The sequence below is a fragment of the uncultured Campylobacter sp. genome, assembly GCF_937890585.1.
Lineage (GTDB): Bacteria > Campylobacterota > Campylobacteria > Campylobacterales > Campylobacteraceae > Campylobacter_A.
In genome coordinates, this window is sequence record NZ_CALACG010000021.1 from 1 (window position 1) to 1,076 (window position 1,076).

General features: G+C 34.5%; 1 protein-coding gene. It reads right to left on the reverse strand.

All coding sequences use genetic code 11. The features are described 5' to 3' along the window. Positions 1–1,076, reverse strand: a 1,076-nt coding sequence (locus tag Q0296_RS00515) for a replication endonuclease (protein ID WP_298035638.1), incomplete at both ends; no start/stop codon positions are given.

Genomic DNA, 1,076 nt, shown 5'->3' on the forward strand with positions numbered 1-1,076 from the left:
ATCTATTACATCTGATTTTGAGGTGGTGTACTCATCGATTATCTTTTCAGAACCATCCTTGAACCAAATCGTTATTTTATCGCTGCGCTTATAGGCTACAACCGAGTTTAAAAAACCCTCATCATCTATTACATTTATAACAATCTCGTAAAGCTTTAGATCTTGACTTAATAGGCGCTCTCCTATTAAGCTTTTATACATATTTGCTATGCAAGTAACCTCAAACATATCATTTTTATAGGCTTTTGTCATCTCTAGCATGTCTCTAAATTTCTTATCAGCTTTTATGCGTCTATAATACGCTAGTGGTATTAAGGTCCTAGAGGTAGAAAAGCGGCGCATATTAAATTTTATATACCAATAAGCCACATCATCTATAAAACGCTTCTCGTCTTTATGAATAAAGCTCTTTAACACATACTTAAATATATAGGCTATAACGCCCCCTACATCCCCGTTAAACTCTGTCTTTACATCTGTTTTGGTCTTTCCTACGCAGTTATTAAAAGCTCTTATAAAACGCTCTTTAAAGCTTGAAGGAATAAAGCAGATTATATGAGAGTGTGGCGCACCATCTAAAAAGGGCTCATAAACTTTTAAGAATATTAGCTTTGTTCCAAACTGCTTTTTAATATCTTTAAATATTTGATGATTGGTGAATTTTCGCCAAATATTACCAATATATTCACGTCCTTTAATTGCATAATCTAGAGCACCGCTAAAATTTGGATTGTCTATTAGTTTTATTAAGTTTGGAGTAATTTGTATCTGTTTTAGTGGTTTTAGGCTACTAGGTGGGGTAATTGTTATAAATACTGGCATGTCAAAGCCTAGCTCTTTTGCATACTCTTTTAATGTTAGTATTCTATTGTAAAGTTCGGCATGATATTGCTTTGGGGTGGTGTTTGCCCCCGTTGATACATCGAGCATGGTAATGTACTCTTGAATTTTATAGCCTCGCTTTTTAGCCTCCTCTTCATCGTCTTTACTCTTTTGTAGTATCCAAGTGTTTTTTAAAAACTCGACGCCCTTTTCAATCTTCTCATCAATTGCAGCTTTATCTTGAGGGCTAATTG